General features: G+C 40.9%; 21 protein-coding genes. 20 read left to right on the plus strand and 1 reads right to left on the minus strand.

Translation table 11 applies throughout. The features are described from left to right. Positions 1–110: 110 nt before the first annotated feature. Positions 111–1,373, minus strand: a complete 1,263-nt coding sequence (locus DL92_RS0101680; protein WP_026666704.1) for a nucleotidyltransferase — start codon at positions 1,371–1,373, stop codon at positions 111–113. A 115-nt stretch (positions 1,374–1,488) separates the two neighbouring features. On the opposite strand from DL92_RS0101680, the gene DL92_RS0101685 reads away from it, so the two are divergent. The 20 genes from DL92_RS0101685 (at position 1,489) to udp (ending at position 21,108) form a co-directional block, all read left to right on the plus strand. Further along, positions 1,489–2,682 (plus strand): acetate/propionate family kinase, encoded by a 1,194-nt coding sequence (locus tag DL92_RS0101685; protein ID WP_026666705.1) that lies wholly within the window; start codon positions 1,489–1,491, stop codon positions 2,680–2,682. Between the two features lie 78 nt (positions 2,683–2,760). Further along, complete coding sequence (locus DL92_RS0101695) at positions 2,761–4,458, plus strand: hypothetical protein (protein ID WP_026666706.1); 1,698 nt, start codon at positions 2,761–2,763, stop codon at positions 4,456–4,458. 13 nt (positions 4,459–4,471) lie between these two features. Continuing rightward, positions 4,472–5,332 carry an AraC family transcriptional regulator gene (locus DL92_RS0101700; protein WP_026654973.1) on the plus strand — a complete coding sequence of 287 codons (861 nt, stop codon included), beginning with the start codon at positions 4,472–4,474 and terminating at the stop codon, positions 5,330–5,332. 131 nt (positions 5,333–5,463) lie between these two features. Next, complete coding sequence (gene rpmF, locus DL92_RS0101705) at positions 5,464–5,646, plus strand: 50S ribosomal protein L32 (protein WP_026512861.1); 183 nt, start codon at positions 5,464–5,466, stop codon at positions 5,644–5,646. A gap of 125 nt (positions 5,647–5,771) precedes the next feature. Next, positions 5,772–6,779 (plus strand): phosphate acyltransferase PlsX, encoded by a 1,008-nt coding sequence (gene plsX / locus DL92_RS0101710; RefSeq protein ID WP_026666707.1) that lies wholly within the window; start codon positions 5,772–5,774, stop codon positions 6,777–6,779. 77 nt (positions 6,780–6,856) lie between these two features. Continuing rightward, on the plus strand, positions 6,857–7,093 hold the full coding sequence (acpP, locus tag DL92_RS0101715; protein ID WP_026654971.1) for an acyl carrier protein: 237 nt from the start codon (positions 6,857–6,859) through the stop codon (positions 7,091–7,093). An 87-nt stretch (positions 7,094–7,180) separates the two neighbouring features. Next, positions 7,181–7,876 (plus strand): ribonuclease III, encoded by a 696-nt coding sequence (gene rnc / locus DL92_RS0101720; RefSeq protein ID WP_026666708.1) that lies wholly within the window; start codon positions 7,181–7,183, stop codon positions 7,874–7,876. After that, positions 7,876–11,433, plus strand: coding sequence for a chromosome segregation protein SMC (gene smc, locus DL92_RS0101725; RefSeq protein ID WP_026666709.1), 3,558 nt, complete (start codon positions 7,876–7,878; stop codon positions 11,431–11,433). The genes rnc and smc overlap by 1 nt, the downstream gene beginning before the upstream one ends. Beyond that, positions 11,433–12,347 (plus strand): signal recognition particle-docking protein FtsY, encoded by a 915-nt coding sequence (gene ftsY / locus DL92_RS0101730; protein WP_026666710.1) that lies wholly within the window; start codon positions 11,433–11,435, stop codon positions 12,345–12,347. The genes smc and ftsY overlap by 1 nt, the downstream gene beginning before the upstream one ends. A 24-nt stretch (positions 12,348–12,371) precedes the next feature. Then, on the plus strand, positions 12,372–13,598 hold the full coding sequence (gene ilvA, locus DL92_RS0101735; RefSeq protein WP_026666711.1) for a threonine ammonia-lyase: 1,227 nt from the start codon (positions 12,372–12,374) through the stop codon (positions 13,596–13,598). Between the two features lie 4 nt (positions 13,599–13,602). Further along, positions 13,603–14,478 (plus strand): YitT family protein, encoded by an 876-nt coding sequence (locus DL92_RS0101740; RefSeq protein ID WP_026654965.1) that lies wholly within the window; start codon positions 13,603–13,605, stop codon positions 14,476–14,478. 5 nt (positions 14,479–14,483) lie between these two features. Then, positions 14,484–15,572: a glycoside hydrolase family 25 protein gene (locus DL92_RS19985; protein WP_051198956.1), complete on the plus strand. Its 1,089-nt coding sequence runs from the start codon at positions 14,484–14,486 to the stop codon at positions 15,570–15,572. Between the two features lie 2 nt (positions 15,573–15,574). Next, positions 15,575–16,420 (plus strand): AraC family transcriptional regulator, encoded by an 846-nt coding sequence (locus tag DL92_RS0101750; protein ID WP_034468256.1) that lies wholly within the window; start codon positions 15,575–15,577, stop codon positions 16,418–16,420. Between the two features lie 80 nt (positions 16,421–16,500). Then, entirely contained in the window at positions 16,501–16,848 is a 348-nt protein-coding gene (gene ylxM, locus DL92_RS0101755) for a YlxM family DNA-binding protein (RefSeq protein WP_026666713.1), read from the plus strand. 3 nt (positions 16,849–16,851) lie between these two features. Then, the gene (ffh, locus tag DL92_RS0101760) at positions 16,852–18,225 is read left to right on the plus strand and encodes a signal recognition particle protein (protein WP_026666714.1); all 1,374 of its coding nucleotides are present in this window, start codon (positions 16,852–16,854) and stop codon (positions 18,223–18,225) included. 76 nt (positions 18,226–18,301) lie between these two features. Further along, complete coding sequence (gene rpsP / locus DL92_RS0101765; RefSeq protein ID WP_026512872.1) at positions 18,302–18,547, plus strand: 30S ribosomal protein S16; 246 nt, start codon at positions 18,302–18,304, stop codon at positions 18,545–18,547. Between the two features lie 43 nt (positions 18,548–18,590). Next, entirely contained in the window at positions 18,591–18,818 is a 228-nt protein-coding gene (locus tag DL92_RS0101770; RefSeq protein ID WP_026512873.1) for a KH domain-containing protein, read from the plus strand. 93 nt (positions 18,819–18,911) lie between these two features. After that, positions 18,912–19,721, plus strand: a complete 810-nt coding sequence (trmD, locus tag DL92_RS0101775) for a tRNA (guanosine(37)-N1)-methyltransferase TrmD (protein WP_026666715.1) — start codon at positions 18,912–18,914, stop codon at positions 19,719–19,721. Then, positions 19,718–20,230 carry a ribosome maturation factor RimM gene (gene rimM, locus DL92_RS0101780; protein WP_026654962.1) on the plus strand — a complete coding sequence of 171 codons (513 nt, stop codon included), beginning with the start codon at positions 19,718–19,720 and terminating at the stop codon, positions 20,228–20,230. The genes trmD and rimM overlap by 4 nt, the downstream gene beginning before the upstream one ends. Positions 20,231–20,328: 98 nt before the next feature. Then, positions 20,329–21,108, plus strand: coding sequence for a uridine phosphorylase (gene udp, locus DL92_RS0101785; protein WP_026666716.1), 780 nt, complete (start codon positions 20,329–20,331; stop codon positions 21,106–21,108). Positions 21,109–21,151: the final 43 nt, after the last annotated feature.

Here is a 21,151-nt window from a genome sequence, read left to right on the forward strand (position 1 = left end):
GAAAAGCATGAAAAACATTAAAACTATATAACTATGAAATTCTACATGTATATGTTAGCACGATAAAATAGCATCTGCAATCCGAAAAACGCCGTTTTTAGGCTTTTCCCCTAGAGTATGATCGGCGGAAGGCTGAATTCACTGACATTTTTCTGACCGCATAAAAGATTATATACCTCTGATGCTGCAAGAGTTTCGCTTAGAAGCTGCATGGACAGGGAATCAAGAATCTTCCCGGCATCTTTTAGTCTGTTGATCACGGGGATATCTGAGTTTTCGCCTATCTTAGCCAGTAAGGGAAAAGAGCTCTTTTTTTGCCCGAGGATCCTGATAAATGAGGTGAAGCCGTCATCCTTGTATTTCTGCATGTTGCCGGTTTTGACATCAAGAAGAATGTGCATAAGGCATCTGCTTATGCGCGTGTAGGAGAGGTCTTTTGACTTAAGGATGTTGCAGAATCCGTCAAAAGTCTCGTATTTATCTATGGTTTTATTTATCTTGTTTGAAAGGCTTTCGTTTATATCAAGGAAAGCCGTGAAATCGCCTTTGTTCTGCATGAGTTTGTAATAAAGAAGGTTATCGAGGATGTCTTCCTTTACAAATTGTCCGCGGCGTAGCTTGTCGTTTAGTAAGTTAAAAGATGTTTCGGGCATGGCATTTTTTACAGAGCCCTCTAGAGTGAGCCTGCCGTCTGTATCTTTTGTGATGCTGTTTCTTATAGCTGTGGCGGAAGAGTAGTCGGTGATATCTGTTGAATGGTAGTTTTCACCGATTCTTTTTATCATTACCGGTGTGATGCGGCTGTTTGTTCTTCTTAATGCGCGCAGATACTCGGTTGCAAGAATGCTGTTTGGTAATGTAAGCGCTTTTTTGACATCAGTTTTCTTGTCACATTCACATATTGATGAATTGATCGTGCAAAGCTCGGAAAATACTGCACTTTCACGGGAAGCGGCGTAGCTTTTTCCACTTTTTATATTTTCTTTTATATTGCGTTTGAATGAATCTGATTCTTCGTTCAAAATGCCTGCAATATTGAACAATAAATCTATGTTTTCCGATTCGCTTCCAAAGCACAGATAATCCACGGAATTTAATTTGTTTAAAAGGGAAACGGCGCCCGATGCAAAGTATTCGGCACTTCCCAGAGCGTAGTAGGACGGAAGTTCCAAAACAAGGTCAGCGCCTGAATCAAGGGCAGATTTGGCTCTTGTGAATTTGTCTGCTATTGCGGGTGCTCCACGCTGCACAAAATCACCGCTCATAACTACTATACAGTAGTCTGCACCGGTTCTTTTTTTGCTCTCTTCGATGAGATATTTATGGCCGTTATGGAACGGATTAAACTCAGCAATGATTCCTACAGTTTTCATCTTGGTGTAAACGCTTTCAAAAATTCAAAAATTTTGTACACTTTTTCTATTGTTATGAAATAGTATTATAAGTATCATGATATATTATATTACATTTGAAAAGAGGCAATTTGATATGAAAATTTTAGTTATTAACTGTGGAAGCTCTTCACTTAAATTTCAGCTTATCGATTCAGAGAGCGAGCAGGTTATCTGCAAAGGTCTCTGCGAGAGAATCGGTATTGACGGAAGCAGAATAGTATACACTCCCGAAGGAAAGGATAAGATCACTGTTGAAACTCCGATGCCCGATCACAACAAGGCTATCGAGCTTGTGATCGAAGCTCTTACAAACAAGGAGAACGGTGTTGTTTCTCTTGATGAGATCGGAGCCGTAGGACATCGTATCGTTCACGGTGGTGAGAAGTTTACAAAGTCTGTTGTTATAAATGACGAAGTAATCAAGGCTATTGAGGATGTAAGCGATCTTGCTCCTTTGCACAATCCTGCAAACCTTATCGGAATCAAAGCTTGCCAGAAGGCAATGCCAGGCGTACCTATGGTTGCCGTATTTGATACAGCTTTCCATCAGACAATGCCTGAGAACGCTTACCTTTACGGACTTCATTATTCATATTACGAGAAGTACGGAATCAGAAGATACGGTTTCCACGGAACAAGCCATTCTTACGTAAGTAAGAGAGCTGCCGAGATCCTCGGTAAGGACATCAAGGACCTTAAGCTTATCGTTTGTCACCTTGGAAACGGTGCATCGGTATCTGCTGTAAAGGGAGGCAAGTGCATCGATACTTCAATGGGACTTACACCTCTTGAAGGACTTATCATGGGAACAAGAACAGGTGACATTGATCCATCTGTCGTAGAATTTATTATGAAAAAAGAGAATCTTTCCGTTGCGGAAGTAAACAATATTCTCAACAAGAAGTCCGGTGTATTCGGCCTCTCAAATGAGCTCTCATCTGACTTCAGAGATCTAGAGGACGGATACTTAAACGGAAATGAAGGCGCTAAACGTGCAGTTGACACATTCGCCTATAGAGTTGTAAAATACATTGGCGCTTATACTGCAGCTATGGGCGGAGTTGATGCAATCTGTTTCACAGCCGGTGTGGGCGAGAATAGTGGCTTTACTCGTAAAATCATAATTGACGGCCTCGGATTTATCGGCGCATCATTAAATGAAGAGGCTAATACTGTACGTGGTAAGGAAGAGATTATTTCTAATCCTGATAGCAAGGTAACACTTATGGTTGTTCCTACAAATGAAGAGCTTGCGATCGCTCGCGACACATACGCTCTTTGCAAATGACTTTTAAAGCCGGCTTTTTAGTCGGCTTTTTCTGTTTTTTTATACTTGGCGCTGCGATCGATTTTATGGAGAGAGGTTATGTATAGTAGAAAAAAATGGGCGGTACTGTCCGGAATAAGTATACTGTACTTTATTCTGTGTATAGTAATTGGTTGTTTGAAATATGTTACAAGCGATGACGCTATCATGAATCTGATAGCTGCCGGAGCTTTTGGCAGTCCTTCACAGTACCTTATTTTTAATAATATTGTCATCGGATATTTTCTGAAATTCATGTATGCCGTGATACCGTTTGTGAATTGGTATCTTTGGCTTTATCTGTTTTTTAATCTTTTGAGTATTATCGTTATCTGTGTCGTTATCACAGACAGACTTCCGATGAAAGCATCGATTCTTGTTACGGTGCTTATTAATCTTCTTTTGGCTTATGATTTTTACTCGAATATTCAATTTACACAGAGTTCGACTTTATATGGAGTTGCAGGCGTAGCACTTATTCTGGCACAGCTTTTTTATGAAAAGAAGTCAGTGATCCTCATGGTTATTGCAACCGCGATAATTGGCATGGGGGTCGGCGCGAGAGTAGTAGGCGTAGGCATGGTTGCACCATTTGTCTTAGCCGCGTTTCTTTTTTACAAAGGTGATCTTAAAAATAAGATAAAAAAGGTTGCAATCTTTTTCCTTATGCCTATAATTGTCTCTGTGCTGATGCTGGCGGCCAATTTTTACGCATATTATATGAATCCGGAGTGGAGATATTTCACTGACTGGAACAATATAATGTCGGAAAAACGAGACTTTGGAAATTTCAATTTTTCATGGAATAAAGATGAGTATCTTGCTGCGGGCTTTACCGAGATTGATTTTAAGCTGATGGATATGTGGCTTTGGAACGATACCGAATATTTCACTCTGGACAGGCTTAAGACGATGAAAGAAATCGGTAAGAACACCAGAGTTGATGGATTTAAACTGGACATAGGGGTGCTTACGGATTCACTTGAAAAGATGGGAGAGTCTTGGAAACACGGGGCTTATTCCGCTGCATTTCTGCTGATCGTAGTATTTGCGCTAATCTTTTTCGAGAAAAGATACAAATTTTTCGTGATTTTGCAGACATTTTTTGTGATTTCTGAGTATTATGGTTTGACGTGTTTCAGACGAATAATGTGGAGGGTAGAATGTGGCATTTGGGTTTCAGCTTTATTCTTCACACTGATGTTTTTAATATATGAGGGATGTTTTGATAAGATTTATGCCAAAGTAACCTCAGATAAAGTGAAAAAAACACTTGGCATATGCGCAATCGGTTTATCGACTGTTATTACAATAATTTTTGGAGCGGGGAAGGTTGATACGTTTGTAAATCAAAAGCATTGTCGTGTTATTCCTGAAGATGACTGGATGTACGGCAAGGCAAAAGCGATAACGGAGTTAGAGGGATTTTATATCGTAGATGTTGATACTTTGTACAGCAATCTGTGCGGGGCGAGAAATATCTTCGATATTGATGCGAAATATCGCGATTTTTATGCCAATGTTTGTCAGTTTGGTGGTTGGATAATGCCTTCACCCATAGGGCTGTATCACGCTAATCTGGTTGGAATTGCCAATCCTGCAAGAGCTCTTGTTGAGAGAGACGATGTATTTTTTATCGGCGGGGGCGAAAAAGCCGGATATATATATGTTTATTTGAATGAAAAATACGGGCCGGGAATCAATATGGAAATGGTTGATGAGGTTTATGAGGTGCCCGTTTGGAGATTTTCTAAATGAGAGGGAACTTGATATGAAAGAACTAAACTCTTGCAAAGAGGCTATGGCTGAAAGCATGGAGAAAAGATATTTCTCCATCGCACATCTTTACAAGGATGAAAAGGCAATGGATATGCATATCCATGATTGCTATGAACTGTATTATTCAATTTCGGGCGGAAAGCAATTTCTTATAGATAATAAGCTTTACGATGTGGCACCTGGCGATATTTTTCTTATAAGCCAGTATGATTCGCATTATCTTACACAGATAGACAAAGAGCTTCATGAAAGAATTGTTATAATGATAGATCCTGAGTTTATGAAGAGCATTTCGAGTGAAGAAACTAATCTCAATGCTTGTTTTGAGCATCAGGGAGAGGAATTCTCACATAAGATCAGCCTCAATCAGGAACAGCAGAAGAGATTTCTTTATTTTGTAAATAAGATACTTACAAGTAACGGTTACGGACATGATCTTCTTGAAAAGGCAACATTTATAGAACTCTTTTTGATGATAAACAAGATCGTGATCGACAGAGACAACAATAAGCAGGAAGAGGAAGTTGCCACATATAACGAGCAGGTGGATGCAATTCTTTCGTATCTTAACAACAATATACAGAACCCCGTAAGTATTGGTGATCTTGCAAAGCATTTCTACATAAGTGAGTCCTATATCTGCAGAATTTTCAAGTCGGCTACAGGAACTACGATAAACAAATATATGACAGCCAGAAGGATTTCTATCGCAAAGTCGCTTTTGGCGGAGGGAAAAGGTGTCAGCGAAGTCTGCGAGGAATGCGGTTTTTCGGATTATAGCAACTTCTTAAAGGCATTTACAAAATCCGTGGGAATTTCACCGAAGAAATACTCACAAAACTGCTATAGATAGCATATAAAAAACTGTTGACAAATAAAAAACCTATGAGTATACTACATAGGTATGCTAATGAATAAACGTAAACAATTGCCTTTGTAAACAGGCAGTTTCTTATACGGTTACTGTAAGGAGGTGTTACTCAAATGTCAATCTGCCCTAAGAACAAGTCATCAAAAGGCCATAGAGATCAGAGAAGAGCTAACTGGAAAATGACAGCTCCCACTTTGGTAAAGTGCAGTCATTGTGGAGCTCTTATGCAGCCTCATCAGGTTTGCAAGAAGTGTGGCTACTACAATAAGAAGAGTATTGTTGAGACTGAGGCTTGATATACTTTTGGTATGACCTCATAAAGTCAGAATTTAAAGGCTTTCCGGCTATGTCGGAAAGCCTTGATTTTTGTCATTCACTCTAGTATATTAAAATAAGTTCAATTTAATAGGAGGTCCCGAATATGTCGGAACTTGTACGTGTTGCCGTTGATGCTATGGGTGGAGATAATGCACCTGTTGCAACGGTCAAGGGAGCGGTTGAGGCAGTAGCCGAATCCGATGCTCTCAAAGTGTTTCTTGTCGGTAAGAAAGAGGTTCTGGAGAAAGAACTTTCTGCATACAGCTACGATAAAAACAGAATTGAAATCGTTGATGCAACAGAAGTCATAGAGATGGCGGAACCGCCGGTTTTGGCTATCAGGACCAAGAAAGATTCATCAATAGTTAAGGCTATGTATATGGTGAATCACGGTGAAGCGGATGCTTATGTATCTGCGGGAAGCACCGGAGCCACACTAGTTGGCGGCCAGATAATTGTCGGAAGACTTAAGGGAGTAGACAGAGCACCCCTTGCTCCACTTATTCCTACAGAGAAGGGTAATTCTCTTTTGATCGATTGCGGAGCAAATGTTGATGCAAGAGCAAATCATCTTGTTCAGTTTGCTAAGATGGGAACCGTTTATATGGAGAACATCATGGGAATCAAGAATCCCACGGTTGCGATCGTCAATATCGGAGCTGAAGAGGAGAAGGGAAATGCACTTGTTAAGGAGACATTCCCTCTTTTGAAAAATTGTCCCGATATCAATTTTATCGGAAGTATCGAGGCGAGAGACATTCCTGCTGGTTATGCCGATATTATTGTCTGCGAAGCTTTTACGGGAAATGTTATTCTTAAGATGTACGAGGGCGTTGCAAAATCTCTCGTCAACGTTATTAAGAAGGGACTTATGTCAAGTCTTAAGAGCAAGATAGGAGCACTTCTTATCAAAGACGACCTTAAGAAGACTCTTGGCAATTACAGTCTTGAGAAGCACGGCGGAGCACCCATGCTTGGATTAAAAGGGCTTGTCGTTAAGACTCACGGAAGTTCAAGTGATATTGAGATTAAGAATTCAATATTACAGTGTGTAACTTTCACAGAGCAAAAAATAAGTGAGAAGATCAGCGCTAAGATTTCACAGGTATGATATTTACCTGCTTAGATTGTTGTGAAGTCGCTTAAAAAAGAAATAAAAAAGCTGCCATGCAGTGGAGGAAAAGTTTTATGGAATTTGAGAAAATGAAAGAAGTTATTGCCAGCGTACTCAATGTTGATCCTGAGGAAATCAAGATGGAGACAACATTCACAGAGGATCTCGGAGCTGATTCTCTCGATCTTTTTCAGATTATTATGGGCCTTGAGGACGAATTTGATGTTCAGATAGAGCCTGAGAAGACTGAAAATATCAAAACTGTTGGGGAAGCTGTTGAGCTTTTGAAGGCTGCAATAGAAACTAAGTAATTCTCAATTGATTTTTGTTTGTATTATCTGAGGCAGCATTATAACTGCCTCTTTTCTATTTTATTCTAAACACTTTTCGAGGTGACTATGTTAACGGAAAACGACATCAGCAGACTGGAACAGACTATCGGTTATAAATTCAACAACAAAGCTCTTATTATCGAGGCTCTTACACACAGCTCTTACGTGAATGAGCACAAGATCAATAAGAAGCATGATTATGAACGCCTTGAATTTTTGGGAGATGCCATTTTGGAGATGATCTCCAGTGAATATCTCTTTAAGACATTTCCGGAAAAGAAAGAGGGCGAGATGTCTAAGATAAGGGCTGCACTTGTTTGCGAGCCTGCTCTTTATCATGATTCTCTTCAGATTGATCTTAAAAATTATATTCAGTTTGGAAAAGGCGAAGAGGCGACCGGTGGAAGAAATAAGGAGTCCATTATTGCCGATGTTATGGAGGCTGTTATCGGAGCTCTTTATCTGGACGGCGGTTTTGATGAGTCAAAGAAGTTCATTGATAAGTATGTTCTTAGCAATGCTGAATCCTATCAGATGTACAATGACAACAAGTCTACTTTGCAGGAGCTTGTGCAGAGTCAGAAGCTTGGCACTGTGAGATATGAAACTTGTGGCGAAAGTGGTCCTGAACATGATAAAATGTTCAAGGTTCGTGTTTTTGTAGCAGATAAGAATATGGGAGAAGGGACTGGTAGAACCAAGAAAAGTGCTGAACAACAGGCGGCATATCAGGCGGTTCTTACTTTGAACAAAAGGAAATAATGTATTTAAAAAGTATTGAGATTCATGGTTTTAAATCATTTGCCAATAAAATAAAATTCGATTTTCACAACGGCATTACCGGAATCGTCGGACCTAACGGTTCAGGAAAGAGTAACGTCGCGGACGCCGTAAGGTGGGTTCTTGGTGAGCAGCGTATCAAGCAGCTCCGAGGCGGATCCATGCAGGACGTTATTTTCTCGGGAACAGAGCTCAGAAAACCGCTGGGCTATGCTTTTGTTGCCATCACACTTGATAATTCCGACCATTCACTTGCAATAGATTATGATGAAGTTACTGTTTCCAGACGCTTATACCGTTCGGGAGAGAGTGAATATATGATCAACGGCTCTGTATGTCGTCTTAAGGACGTAAACGAGCTGTTTATGGATACCGGTATCGGTAAAGAGGGATATTCCATTATCGGACAGGGTCAGATCGATCAGATCCTCTCAAGTAAGCCTGAGGATAGAAGAAATCTTTTTGACGAGGCTGCAGGTATCGTTAAGTTTAAATCCAGAAAAGAAACTGCGGTTAAAAAGCTCGCCGAAGAAAAGATAAATCTTACCAGAATAAGCGATATTCTCGCTGAGCTGGAGAAACAGACGGGGCCTTTGGAGAAACAGTCCGAAAAGGCCAAAGAGTATTTGAAATACAGAGAGAGGCTTAAGACTCTCGATGTGAATATGTTCCTTGTTGAGAATAAGAATCAGAAGGAACAGCTTGAAGAAGCAGGAAAGAACCTTCTTATAGCAACAGAGTCTTTGAGCGAGTCAAAGAACAATTATGAGAAGGCTAAGGAAGAATATGAAAATATCCAGAAGAAGCTTGAACAGATTGATGCAGAGATAGACGAAGCAAGGGCAAAGATCACGGATTCTTCTGTAAAAAAAGAAAAGCTTGAGGGTCAGATCGGAATCCTTAATGAGAAGATCAATTCCGCATCCTCAAACGATGCTCATTTCAAAACGAGAATTAATGATGAGCAGGCTAAGATTGCTGATAAGAATAAAGAAAAAGAGAAGTATTTACAGGAAAAAGAGGAGATTGACGCAGAAGTTGCAAGACTCCTTGAAAGTAAGGATGAAGCGAGAAAAGAGCTTGATAAAGTCCTTAATCAGATCGGCGAGATCAACGAACAGATTGAAGAGTGCAAGAGCACTATAATAGAAACCCTTAATACAAGAGCTACCATTAAGTCCAAGCTTAGTTCCCTTGATACAATGAAGGAACAGGTAAATATCAGAAAGGCTGAACTTACCGGTAAGCTTGTTCGTGCGCAGTCCGATGAATCCAGACAGGAAGAAACAATCAAAAAATTAAGGGATGAGTTCGATGCGATAACCGCTGAGATTTCTGAGATGAACATGAAACAGAAAGCTACGGATCAGGAAATCGTGGCTATCAGAGAAGAAATGTCACGCAAGGATGCTGAGCTTAGAAAAACACAGGGACTTTATCAGCAGGAAAAATCAAGACTTGATGCTCTTGCCAATATTACCGAGAGATACGAAGGATACGGTGGAAGCGTTAAGAAGGTAATGGAGAGGAAAGACACCGTACCCGGAATTATCGGTGTTGTTGCCGACATTATCAAAACCGAGCCAAAATACGAGACCGCTATTGAGGTTGCTCTTGGCGGTAATATTCAGAATATTGTTACCGACGATGAAGAGACTGCGAAGAAGATGATTGCATACCTTAAGGAATCAAGGGCAGGCAGAGCGACATTTTTACCTCTTACATCTCTTGATAATCCCCCTGAATTAAAGGCTAAGGAAGCTCTTAACGAAGAGGGTGTACTTGGTATGGCGGATGAACTTGTAAACACGGATCCCAAGTACAAAAGTGTGGCAAAGGCTATGCTTGGAAGAATCGTCGCAGTCGATAATATCGACAATGCCGTAAAGATAGCCAGAAAATACAGATATACTGTCAGAATGGTAACTCTTGAGGGTGAACTTCTTGTTCCCGGCGGAGCTATCAGTGGTGGTGCTTTTAAGAATAACAGTAATCTCCTTGGAAGACGTCGTGAGATGGACGATATGGAGCTTAATGTTAAGAATTATAAGGAACAGATTGACAGGCTCCAGGCTGAGATTGCCAAGGCCAAGGAAAAGAGAAATGAACTTCGTACTCTTTCCGAGGAACTTCGTACAGAACTTCAGGGTAAGTTTATTGCTCAGAATACGGCAAGACTTAACGTTGAAAACGAGGAAGCAAGACAGGAAGAACAAAAGGGTAACTACAGTGACCTTAAGGCTGAAAACGATGAGATAGAGACAAAGGTTGCAGAGATTGAAGCTGAGAAAGAGGAAGCTCTTTCTGCTCTCACAGAGTCTGAGAATACAGAGAAGACCTGTACCGAACAGGTTGAGAAGTTCAAGGCTATGCTTGAAGAGTTGCACGCTGTTGAAGAACGTGAAAATGATGCTGTCTCCGTAAAAGAGATTGAATACGAGAAGAGTCATCAGAAGCAGGAGTTCTATCAGCAGAATGTCGATCGTGTAAATGAAGATATCGAGACCGAAGAGAAAGCTCTTGCCGAGATCATTGAATCCATGAATGAGAACGCAAGACTTCTTGAGCAGAATAAGAAAGATATTGAAGAAATCAGGCTGACGATCGAGGCATCTTTGGATGTTCAGTCGGATGCCACCAAGGAACTTGAGGATAAGAAAGAAATCAAGAATAATCTTTCCGAGGCCCAGAAGGAGTTCTTTGGAAAGACGGAAGATCTGAATAAGCAGATGTCCGATCTTGATAAAGAAGTTATAAGACTTACTTCCAAGAAGGAAAAATGCGAAGAGGCGATCGAGTCACAGATCAATTACATGTGGAATGAGTATGAGATCACATTGTCCGATGCAGCAGAACTTCGCGATGAGGAAATGAATGATGTTCCTTCTATGAGACGAGAGATACACTCTTTGAAGGATTCGATCAGAAAACTTGGCGATGTCAATGTAAATGCCATTGAGGATTACAAGAACCTCATGGAGAGATATACATTTATGAAGACTCAGCACGATGACCTTATCGAAGCTGAGAGACAGCTCAAAGAGATCATCAACGATCTTGATGAGTCTATGAGAAAGCAGTTTATGGAGCAGTTTAAGCTCATAAATACTGAGTTCGACCAGGTATTTAAGGAAATGTTCGGTGGAGGAAAGGGAACTCTTGAACTTGCGGAGGATGAAGATATCCTTGAAGCGGGAATCAAGATCAATGCTCAGCCGCCCGGAAAGAAGCTTGTAAACATGATGCAGATGTCCGGTGGAGAGAAAGCACTTACCGCTATTGCGCTTCTTTTTGCCATTCAGAACCTCAAACCTTCGCCATTCTGTCTTCTTGATGAGATTGAAGCGGCACTTGATGAAAACAACGTTGTACGTTTTGCAAAATATTTGCACAAGCTTTCCAATACACAGTTCATTGTAATTACGCACCGTCGTGGTACAATGGAAAGTGCCGACAGACTTTACGGTATTACGATGCAGGAAAAAGGCGTATCAACACTTGTAAGCGTAAATCTTATCGATAAGGAGCTCAGTAACTGATGGCTAATGGTTTTTTTGCAAAATTACAGCATGGATTGTCCAAAACAAGAGAAAATATCGCTAAGGGTATAGACAATGTCTTTAACGGATTTTCAAATATAGACGATGAATTCTATGAGGAGCTTGAAGAGACGCTTATCATGGGTGACATTGGTATCGATGCAACCAGTAAGATCATTGACAGCCTGCGCAAGCAGGTTAAGGAAAAGCATGTCTCAGACCCTGCGGAGTGTAAGAAGCTTCTTGTGGAAAATATCAGAGAACAGATGAGAACCGGCGAAGATGCCTATGATTTTGAAGATAAGAAGACGGTTATTTTTGTTATCGGCGTAAACGGTGTCGGAAAGACTACATCTGTAGGAAAACTTGCGGCTATTTATAAGAATAAGGGCAAAAAAGTTCTTATCGCAGCTGCCGATACATATAGGGCGGCCGCTACAGAGCAGTTAAAGGAGTGGGCTGACAGAGCAGGAACTCCGATTATCTGCGGAAAAGAAGGCGGAGATCCGGGAAGTGTTATTTATGATGCCGCTTTCGCTTTTAAGTCAAGGGATTGCGATATTCTGATAGTTGATACTGCCGGCAGACTTCACAACAAGAAGAATCTTATGGATGAATTGTCAAAGATGAACAGAATCCTTGATAAGGAACTCGGTGATGTTTGCAGGGAGAACTTTATTGTTCTTGACGGAACCACAGGTCAGAACGCTATAATGCAAGCAAGGGAATTCGGCGAAGCCGCAGACCTTACGGGTATTATACTTACCAAGCTTGATGGCACTGCAAAGGGAGGGATTGCTGTTGCTATAGTTTCCGAGCTCAACATTCCGGTCAAGTATATCGGTGTTGGTGAGGCTATAGACGACTTGGAGAGATTTGACTCCGATCAGTTTGTAGATGCATTATTTTCATAAATATTAAGTTGGGAGATAGAAGAAATGGCTGAAGAATCAAAAATGACACTTGAAAAATTTGAAGAAGCGTATGAAGCTGTAAAAAAAGTTACACTTGAAACCAAGCTTATTTACAGTGATTACTGGAGCAACAGTACTGGTAACAAGGTTTATTTAAAACCCGAAAACCTTCAAAGAACCGGGGCATATAAGGTAAGAGGTGCTTATTATAAGATTACGACTCTTTCTGATGAAGAGAGAAAGAAGGGGCTTATAACAGCTTCTGCCGGAAATCATGCGCAGGGTGTTGCATATGCTGCAAAATGCTATGGTGTAAAAGCTACTATTGTGATGCCGACTTCGACTCCTCTTATCAAAGTTAACAGAACAAAGGCACTTGGAGCAGAAGTTGTTCTTCATGGAAATGTATATGACGAAGCTTATGAGCATGCTTGTAAGCTTGCGGAAGAACGTGGATACACAATGGTGCATCCTTTTGACGATCTTGATGTTGCGACAGGTCAGGGAACCATTGCAATGGAGATTATCAAAGAACTTCCCACAGTTGATTATATTCTTGTTCCCATTGGCGGAGGCGGACTTGCAACAGGTGTTTCAACACTTGCAAAGCTCCTTAATCCCAAGATTAAAGTAATCGGTGTTGAGCCTGCGGGAGCAAATTGCATGCAGGAATCTATGAAGGCGGGACATGTCGTTACACTTCCGGGTGTAAATACTATTGCCGACGGTACTGCGGTTAAGACACCGGGAGAGAAGATATTCCCTTATCTTACCAAGAATATCGATGAAATCATCACTGTTCCCGATGAAGATCTTGTTGTTTCTTTCCTTGATATGGTCGAGAATCACAAGATGGTTGTTGAGAACTCCGGACTTTTGTCTGTTGCAGCGCTTAAGCAGCTTGATTGTAAGGATAAGAAAATTGCCTGCGTTCTTTCAGGTGGAAATATGGACATTATCACAATGTCTTCCGTTGTACAGCAGGGTCTTATCATGAGAGACAGAATCTTTACCGTTTCTGTACTTCTTCCCGACAAGCCGGGTGAGCTTTCAAGAGTATCCGGTATTATCGCTGAGGTGAACGGAAACGTTATTAAACTCGAGCACAACCAGTTTGTTTCAATAAACAGAAACGCTGCGGTTGAGCTTCGTATAACACTTGAAGCGTTCGGAAGCGAGCATAAGGAGCAGATCCTTGGTGCTCTTACCGAGAAAGGCTTCAAACCCAAAATTGTAAGGACAAATATATAAAGAAATGAGTAAAACAATTAGTGCAAAAAGAAGGTGCATTGAGTATCTGATAATAACCTTTGGGGCTTTGCTTTACGGAGTTGGAACAAGTATGCTTATCGATCCAAACGATATAGCACCGGGTGGTCTTACGGGACTTGCCATTGTTCTTAACCGAGTTGTGGGAATCGGAACAGGTCTTTGGTTCTGGCTGATGAATATTCCGATCCTTATTCTTGCTATTTGGAAATTTGGAATGAGGTTTACGATTTCAACAATCTATGCAACGTCGATGATCTCAATTTTCACCGATTTTTGCACGAAGTTTTTTTCTGATTATGTAATCCGAGATAAGATTCTTGGTGTTACATTCGGAAGTGCTTTGACTGCAATTGCAATAGGCCTCATTTTTAAATGCCATGCAACAAGCGGAGGCACAGATGTAATTATAAAGATTCTCAGACTTAAGTATCCGCATGTCAAAACGGGCGCTTTGTATATTCTTACAGATATCGGAGTATTGTTTGTTGCGGCGATTGTATTTAATGATGTAGCCGCTGCTATGTACTCCTTCCTTTCTGTAATGATCACGTCCTTTATTCTTGATATTGTGCTTTACGGAAGAGACGGAGCAAAGCTTATCTATATTATTTCGGACAACCCGGATGCCATAACGGCAAGGCTTTTGGAGGAACTTGATATAGGTGCGACTCACGTTTTCGGACAGGGAGCGTATAGCGGAGAAAAGAAAAAAGTTATTATGTGTGCAGTTAAAAAAAGGCTTTCACCTATGGCGGAAGATGTCGTCAGAGATGAAGATCCAAATGCATTCATGATCGTTACGAGTGCTAGCGAGATTTTCGGAGAAGGCTATAAGAGCTATTTTGATGAGAGAATGTAGAGATTATGAGTAATAACCTTCCAGATTCAAGAGAAAAAAAGGGAGCAAGCGGCGCCCGTAATACGTTGTCTATTATTTTTATGAGCCTTGTCGCTATCATGACGCTTACTTTCAGTATCGTTCTTCTTATAAAGAACGCATCTCTTCAGAGAGAGACTGATGCTGTGAAAAGTGAGCTTGACACTATGGACAAGGAACACTTTTTTACAGAAGGCGAAATGGGCAGTCGTATTGAAGAAGCCAGGATAGAGGCTGCGGAAAATGCGGACAGGGCTCTTAAAGAAGATATCAAGAAAAGACTCGAAGAAGGAGAAGGACCGAATTCAATTTTTAAGTCTCTTTTCCCCGATGAGCTTGTTGTTGCAAGAAACAACAGATATTATTTCTTCCCCATAAGTGACAAGATCGCGCACCATGATTTTAAACCCGATGATTTTGAGTTTGATGACAAGGGCTTTCTTCAGTACAAAGGTGAGAAGAAAGATTTTAAGTACAAGCACGGAATTGACGTATCGAGGTTTCAGGGGAAGATTGACTGGGCTAAGGTAAAAAATGCCGGAATTGAGTTTGCTATTATAAGGGCATGCTACAGAGGAATAACCGAAGGTCTTATCATTGATGATGAGACTTTTGAGGATAATATCAAGGGTGCGACGGAGAATGGAATTGATGTCGGAGTGTATGTTTACTCCCAGGCAATCAACAAGGAAGAAGCGCTTGAAGAGGCCAATCATGTTATCGAGATGATCAAGCCCTATAAGATAACATATCCGGTTGTTATAGATATTGAATCGGCTGATTCAGACAATGCCAGAACACTTAATCTTTCGGCAAAAGAATATGAAGAGGTTGCAAATGTTTTTTGCAACAGAGTTGAAGAAGCGGGATATAAGTCCATGGTATACGGCAATCTTTTGTCGTTCACTGTTCTTATGAACGCGGAGAACGTTGATAACAGAGATATATGGTTTGCACAGTACAACTCATCTCTTTATTATCCGTATCACTTTAACATCTGGCAGTATACAGCGTCGGGCAAAGTGCCCGGAATTGAGAAAAACGTTGACCTTAACATTTGTATTACCGAGTATTGATGATGAAAAAGACAGATAATATAACGGAATATGAGCAGAGAGGATACTTGGACAGCGATTTTAAGTATTTTCATATTTCCGATAAGGTAACTTCAGATATTGACTTTCACTATCATGATTTTTACAAGATAATCCTGATTCTGAAAGGTAATGTCAGGTATTTGATCGAAGGACGAGAGTATGAGCTCTTGCCCTTCGATTTTGTGCTTGTAAACCGATTTGATATACATAAGCCGGTTGTCGAGAGCAAGGACGATTATGACAGAATCATTTTGTATCTTAAACCTGAGTTTCTTGAAAAACTTGGGCTTCTTGATGCTTTTATGAAGGCAAAGGAGCTTGAGAGCTATGTTGTCCGTTTTAATTCGGGAACAAGTGCCCACATCTTTGATATGCTTCTTAAGGCAGAAGAGGATATCAAGATAAAAGATACCGAATATGCGGGCGAACTTACGGCTAAGATCGATGTGATCACAACACTTATAGAGTTTAATAAGGCGTGCATCTCCGAGGATTTTGGCTTCAGGCCCGAAGCAAGGTTCAACAGGAAGGTTATCGAGATAATCGAGTATATTAATGAGAATCTGCAAAAAGATCTGTCGATAGATTCAATCGCCGATAAGTTTTATCTCAGTAAATATCATATGATGAGGATATTTAAGAGTGAGACCGGATATTCGGTTCACCGTTATATTTCCGAAAAAAGAATTCTGCTTGCAAGGAATCTTATAATGTCGGGAGTTCCGTCAACGACGGCATGTCTCGAGTGCGGATTTAAGGATTATTCATCTTTTAGCCGCGCATTTAAGAATCAATTGGGAATCCTGCCTTCTGAGGTGAAGATATAGGTGTCAAGAAAAAATACTTGACACCTATTTTTGTTTGATATAATATAACATTTGTGCAACTGGTAGAGAAGAGGAATTCTATGGAAAAAATCGTAGAGCAGGGCTTGTTGTATGATTTTTACGGCGAGCTTCTTACCGATCATCAGAAAAGTATATACGAGGCCGCGGTTTACGAAGATATGTCTCTTACAGAGATTGCCGATGAACATGGTATCAGTAAGCAGGGAGTGCATGACCTCATAAAGAGATGCACCAAGACATTGCAGGGATATGAGAACAGGCTTCACATGATAAAGAGGTTTGAAGCAATCAAGCAGGATGCTGAATTTCTCAAGGAACTTTCGGATAAAGCCGATGAGATATCAAGTGATGAACTTAAGAAGAATCTCAGGATCTTATCGGGCAAAATTATAGAGGAGCTTACGTAATTAATGGCTTTTGAAAGTCTTACAGATAAATTACAAAACGTATTTAAGAATTTAAGAGGTAAGGGACGTCTTTCGGAAGAAGACGTTAAGGCTGCCCTTAAAGAAGTAAAGATGGCTCTCCTTGAGGCGGATGTAAACTTTAAGGTGGTTAAGCAGTTTGTTGCTTCCGTACAGGAAAGAGCTGTGGGCGAGGATGTTTTGAACGGCCTCAATCCCGGACAGATGGTTATCAAGATAGTTAACGAAGAGATGACTGCACTTATGGGATCCGAGACAACGGAGCTCAAACTCCTTCCGGTTGATAAGATTACAGTCATCATGATGTGCGGTCTTCAGGGTGCAGGTAAGACAACAACTGCAGCCAAGATTGCAGGAAAGCTCAAGATGAAAGGCAGAAAGCCGCTTCTTGCAGCATGCGATATATACAGACCTGCGGCTATCGATCAGCTCAAGATAAATGCTGAGAAACAGCAGGTGGATTTTTTTTCCATGGGTACCGGTGTAAGTCCTGTGGATATTGCGAAAGCATCTGTCGACCAGGCTAAGAAGAATGGCAATAACGTTGTCATCGTCGATACAGCCGGTCGTTTGCAGATAGATGAAGGAATGATGAAGGAACTTTGCAACATCAAGGAAGCAATTGAAGTTCATCAGTCACTTCTTGTAGTTGATGCCATGACGGGTCAGGATGCCGTCAATGTTGCATCAGAGTTTAATGAGAAAGTCGGAATCGACGGTATCATCTTATCAAAGATGGACGGTGATTCACGAGGTGGTGCGGCTCTTTCAACAAAGGCTGTTACCGGGAAGCCTATTTTGTATGTGGGTATGGGCGAGAAACTCTCAGATCTTGAGCAGTTCTATCCTGACAGAATGGCAAGCCGAATCCTAGGCATGGGTGATGTGCTCAGTCTTATCGATAAGGCGGTTGAGGCAAACGCTGAACGCGATATCGAAAAAGACAAAGAGATGGCATCCAAGATGAAGAAAGGCAAGATTGATTTCGAGATGTATCTCGAGAGCATGAAGCAGATGCGCAATATGGGCGGTCTTTCTTCAATAATGGGAATGCTACCCGGTATGGGCAAGATAAGCGATGACCAGCTTCCCGATGAGAAGAAACTTGCAAAGATGGAAGCAATCGTTCTTTCCATGACACCTGAGGAGAGAAGAAATCCCAAGCTTATGAATCCACAGAGAAAATTCAGGATCGCTAAGGGTTCGGGAAATGATATTGCCGATGTAAACAGGTTTATCAAGCAGTTTGAGCAGATGCAGAAGATGATGAAGCAGATGCCCGGCCTCATGGGAGGCAAGAGAGGCGGCTTTGGTAAATTCGGTGGCCTCGGCGGATTCGGTAAGAACAAATTCTTTTGATATGTCATGCAGCGAGCAGCTGTTTTATACATATAAAAAACAATAAATTTCATTATTTTACGGAGGAAGTTTAAAAATGGCAGTAAAGATCAGATTAAAGAGAATTGGTAAGAAGAAGGTTCCTTTCTACAGAATTATCGTTTCTGATTCAAAGTTCCCTGTACAGGGTAAGTTCATCGAGGAGATCGGAACATATGACCCTAATACAGATCCCAGCACAGTAAAGGTTAACGAGGAGCTTGCAAAGAAGTGGATCGCTAACGGTGCACAGCCTACAGAGTCAGTTGCTAAGTTGTTTAGACAGGCAGGAATTAGCAAGTAATCACACTTTTGTACATGTAATTACTTATGCCGGAGGATAAACAATGAAAGAGTTAGTCGAAGTAATCGCAAAAGCGCTTGTTGACAATCCGAGTGAAGTTGTAGTCTCCGAGAAAAAAGACGGGCGCAATATTATGATCGAGCTTCATGTTGCACCTTCAGACATGGGCAAGGTAATTGGCAAACAGGGCCGTATAGCAAAAGCTATACGTTCTGTAGTTAAGGCGGCTTCAACCAGAGAAAACCTTAAGGTTGACGTTGAGATCGTCTAAGGCTGCCGGAAATATTGAGCCGAATAGGAAAATCTTATTCGGCTCTTTTTTAATCAAAACAATTATTCTATTTTCTAAATTATTGGGACGAGTATGAATTTTCATATAATGACGTTATTTCCCGAGATGGTAACAGATTGCCTTTCTTCCAGCATTATCGGAAGAGCTATGGGAAAAGGGCTTATAAGATTAAATGCTGTTAATATCAGGGATTATTCAAATGATACCAAACACCATAAAGTTGACGATTATACATACGGAGGCGGCGCCGGTATGCTTATGCAGGCACAGCCGATATATGATTGCTATATAGATATCAAAAACAGGATTGAAAAAGAAAACGGTAAGGCTCCGAGAGTCATCTATGTTACTCCGCAGGGTAAGGTTTTTAATCAGAACATTGTAACAGAGCTTGCGCAGGAAGAAAATCTCGTTTTTTTGTGCGGACATTACGAGGGGGTCGATGAGAGAGTTCTTGAAGAGATAGTGACGGATTATATCTCTATCGGGGATTATGTTCTTACAGGCGGTGAGCTTCCGGCAATGGTAATGATAGATGCAATATCACGATTTGTTCCGGGAGTTCTTAATAATGATGAGTCTGCTATGACAGACAGCTTTAACAACAATCTTTTGGAATATCCTCAGTATTCAAGACCTGAGGAGTGGATGGGTAAAAAAGTTCCGCCGATCCTTCTTTCGGGAGATCATAAAAAAGTGGATGAGTGGAGGCTTGAGCAGTCCATATTGAGGACTAAGGAAAGACGTCCCGATCTCTATGAGAAGTGGCTTTCCGAGAATCCACCCGTTGAAAAGAAAAAGAAAAGACGCAGAAAGAGCGCAGAAGCTCAGACAAATGCTGAAGCAGTCAAAGATTCTGAGAATGATGGAGATAATTTATGACAGACAGATTCCAGGTAGGAGTAATAGCTTCAACACACGGTTTAGGCGGTGAGGTAAATGTTTTTCCCACGACCGAAGATCCAAACAGATTCAAAAAACTTAAGAAAGTGACACTTCATACAAACAGAGGCGAGCAGCTTGAACTCGATGTTCAGAGCGCCAGATTTTTTAAGAAGTTCGTTATTGTAAAGTTCAAACAGTTCGACAATATAAATGACGTTGAGAAGTTCCGCGGATGTGAGCTTACGATCTCAAGAAAGGATGCGATAAAACTTGCTCCCGGAGAATATTATGTTGCTGATCTTGTCGGACTTGATATAGTTGATGAGGATGGAAAAAAACTTGGAGTTCTTTCTGATGTTATTCAGACAGGTGCAAATGATGTATATGAAATGACACCCGAGGATGGTGTGGAGAAGGTGTATATTCCTGCGATAAAGGACTGTGTTAAAGAGATTGACACCAAGAATGGCAGGATCGTAATTCACGTAATGGAAGGATTATTTTAACTAATTTATAGTTGATGACTTTTTACAGATAATGCTCTATAATTATTTTGTGATTTAATTTTTTTTTCTGGCACTATATATTGTGTGAGGATTTTTTTATGGTTGATTATACTGAAGGTGCAGGTTATCAGTATCATACGCACGTCAAGAAAGGCGATGTCGGCAGGTATGTGATCCTTACCGGCGACCCCGGAAGATGTGAATCTATTTCTAAACTTTTTGACAATCCTAAATTTATAGCATATAACAGAGAATATAATACATATACAGGCACATTGTGCGGTGAGAAGGTTACGGTTATGTCTCATGGTATCGGAGGCGCTTCAACGGCTATTGCTATTGAAGAGCTTGCTAATTGCGGAGCTGATACTTTTATAAGAATGGGCACTTCCGGCGGAATGCAGGAAGATGTAATAGGCGGTGACATTGTTATTGCAAACGGAGCCATCAGAGCGGAGGGAACATCTAAGGAATATGCTCCTATAGAATATCCAGCCGTGGCTGATTTTGATGTTGTTTCTGCGCTTGTTGACGGAGCTAAGAAAGCAGGAGCAAAGTATCATGTGGGCGTTGCACAGTGCAAAGATTCTTTCTTTGGACAGCATGAACCCGAGACAAAGCCCGTAGGACCGGAACTCATGTATAAATGGGATGCCTGGATCAAGTGCGGTGCACTTTGTTCTGAGATGGAGTCTTCAACATTGTTTATTGTGGGTAGTTATTTAAGAGCCAGAACAGGAGCTGTTCTTCTGGTTGTAGCGAATCAGGAAAGAGAAAAAAAAGGTCTTTCCAATCCACAGGCTCATGATATGGAAATTGTCTATAAGACAACGATAGAGGCTATTAAGAGCCTGATTGCTATGGATAAAACCAAATAAGGTTTTATATAAATTTTTTTCATTATAAACAATGGAGGATAAT

This window comes from Butyrivibrio sp. AE2005, assembly GCF_000686965.1.
GTDB classification, from domain to species: domain Bacteria; phylum Bacillota; class Clostridia; order Lachnospirales; family Lachnospiraceae; genus Butyrivibrio; species Butyrivibrio hungatei_A.